Raw genomic sequence first — 2,280 nt, 5'->3', positions numbered from 1 at the left:
TCGCCTTTCCTGAGACTGTTGTGGGCTGTCTTAAGCCTTTTCGACCTGACCGAAATCGAGCTCGACCGGCGTCGATCGCCCGAGAATCTGGACGGCGACGCGAACCTTGCTCTTCTCGTAATTCACCTGTTCGACGACGCCATTGAAGTCGTTGAACGGTCCATCCACGACGCGAACGACCTCGCCGGGCTCGAACAGCACCTTCGGCCGCGGCTGATCAGCGCCTTCCCGGACACGATTCAGAATCGCATCGGCCTCGCTGTCGGAAATCGGCGCCGGCTTGTCGCTCGAGCCGCCGATAAACCCGAGCACCTTCGGCACTTCCTTGACGAGATGCCAGGTTTCGTCATCCATCTCCATCTTGACGAGAACGTAGCCGGGGAAGAACTTGCGCTCGCTCCTGAGCCTGCTGCCGTCGCGCATCTCGACGACCTCTTCGGTCGGAACGAGTATCTCGCCGAACTTTTCCTCGAGGCCGAATCGCTTGATGCGCTCCTCGAGCGAGCTCTTCACCTTGTGCTCGTAGTTCGAGTACGCGTGCACGACATACCATTGCTGCGCCATGTCTTACGCCCCCTGACCGGTGATGAAGCGTGTGAACCACAGCAGAAAAATGTCCAGCAGCCAGAAGAACGTGCCCATGATCGCAGCGAAAACGAGGACGATCAGCGTCGTCTGGATCGTCTCTTCCCGCGACGGCCAGACGACCCGGCGCAGCTCCGTGCGCGAGCTGTGAATGAAAGACCACAGCGTCCTGCCCTGAGCCGACTGGAACGCGACCCAGATCGCGAGCCCAAAGGCCACCAGCACGCCGGCCGTGCGCAACAGCACCGACTCGTTGGCGTAGTAGTAGTACGCGAAGATACTGCCCACGAGTATTGCTACTGACAGCAGCAACAGCACCGTGTCCATTATCGTCGGCTTGGATTCTGCCTTTGTATCCATTGTCCTCAGGGACTCTCTGAGCTAAAGCGTTCGCCAATCGGCTGCCCGCGGATGGCAGGCCAGGAGGGAATCGAACCCCCAACCTGCGGTTTTGGAGACCGCCGCTCTGCCAATTGAGCTACTGGCCTTCCGCTTTTCGGGTGAGTCAGTCGAGAATTTTCGCCACGACACCGGCACCAACCGTGCGGCCGCCCTCGCGAATCGCGAACCGGAGACCTTCCTCCATCGCGATCGGAGCAATCAGCTCCACCTTCATCTGCACGTTGTCGCCCGGCATCACCATCTCCGTCGCTTCCGGTAGCTCCACCGCTCCCGTTACGTCCGTCGTCCGGAAATAAAACTGTGGCCGGTAACCCTTAAAGAACGGCGTGTGACGGCCACCCTCTTCCTTCGTCAGGATATACACCTCGCACTCGAACTTCGTGTGCGGATTGATGCTACCGGGCTTCGCCAGTACCTGACCGCGCTCAACGTCCTCGCGCTTCGTGCCGCGCAGCAACACGCCTACGTTGTCTCCCGCCTGACCCTCGTCCAGCAGCTTCCGGAACATCTCAACGCCCGTACACGTCGTCTTCTCCGTGTCCTTGATGCCGACAATCTCGATCTCGTCGCCAACCTTCACGATGCCCCGGTCGATTCGACCCGTCACCACCGTGCCGCGGCCGGATATCGAAAACACGTCCTCGATCGCCATCATGAACGCGCCGTCCACCGGCCGCTCCGGCAACGGAATATGCTCGTCCAGCGCCGCCACCAGCTTCTCGATCGACTGCGTCCCGATCTCCGAACTGTCGCCTTCCAGCGCCTTCAGCGCCGAACCCGTGACAATCGGCGTGTCGTCGCCAGGAAATTCGTACGTCGACAACAAGTCCCGAACTTCGAGCTCAACCAGCTCCAGAAGCTCCTCGTCGTCGACCATGTCCGCCTTGTTCAGGTACACCACGATATAAGGCACACCCACCTGGCGCGCCAGCAAGATGTGCTCCCGCGTCTGCGGCATCGGACCGTCTGCCGCGCTCACCACCAGAATCGCGCCGTCCATCTGCGCCGCGCCCGTGATCATGTTCTTGACGTAGTCAGCATGCCCCGGACAGTCCACGTGAGCGTAATGGCGCGCATCCGACTCGTACTCCACGTGCGCCGTCGCAATCGTGATGCCCCGAGCCTTCTCCTCCGGCGCCTTGTCAATCTCATCAAACGCCGATACGTCACCGCCGAATTTCTCCGCCATCACCTTCGTCAACGCCGCCGTCAGCGTCGTCTTACCGTGATCCACGTGACCTATCGTCCCCACATTGACATGTGGCTTCGTTCGCTCAAATTTTGCCTTCGACA

At 60.4% G+C, this 2,280-nt stretch carries 3 protein-coding genes and 1 tRNA gene; all 4 read right to left on the bottom strand.

All coding sequences use genetic code 11. The features are described from left to right. Positions 1–30 precede the first annotated feature (30 nt). Positions 31–564, bottom strand: a complete 534-nt coding sequence (gene nusG, locus HKN37_01695) for a transcription termination/antitermination protein NusG (GenBank protein NNE45351.1) — start codon at positions 562–564, stop codon at positions 31–33. Positions 565–567: 3 nt separating this feature from the next. Then, entirely contained in the window at positions 568–912 is a 345-nt protein-coding gene (gene secE, locus HKN37_01690) for a preprotein translocase subunit SecE (protein ID NNE45350.1), read from the bottom strand. Between the two features lie 85 nt (positions 913–997). Next, positions 998–1,073, bottom strand: a tRNA-Trp gene (locus HKN37_01685). 17 nt (positions 1,074–1,090) lie between these two features. Next, positions 1,091–2,280, bottom strand: a 1,190-nt coding sequence (gene tuf / locus HKN37_01680) for an elongation factor Tu (protein ID NNE45349.1), incomplete at its 5' end; no start/stop codon positions are given.

This window comes from Rhodothermales bacterium (assembly GCA_013002345.1).
Taxonomy (GTDB): domain Bacteria; phylum Bacteroidota; class Rhodothermia; order Rhodothermales; family JABDKH01; genus JABDKH01.
The sequence above is the reverse complement of the archived record's forward strand: the minus strand, read 5'-3'. Positions and strand labels throughout refer to the sequence as shown.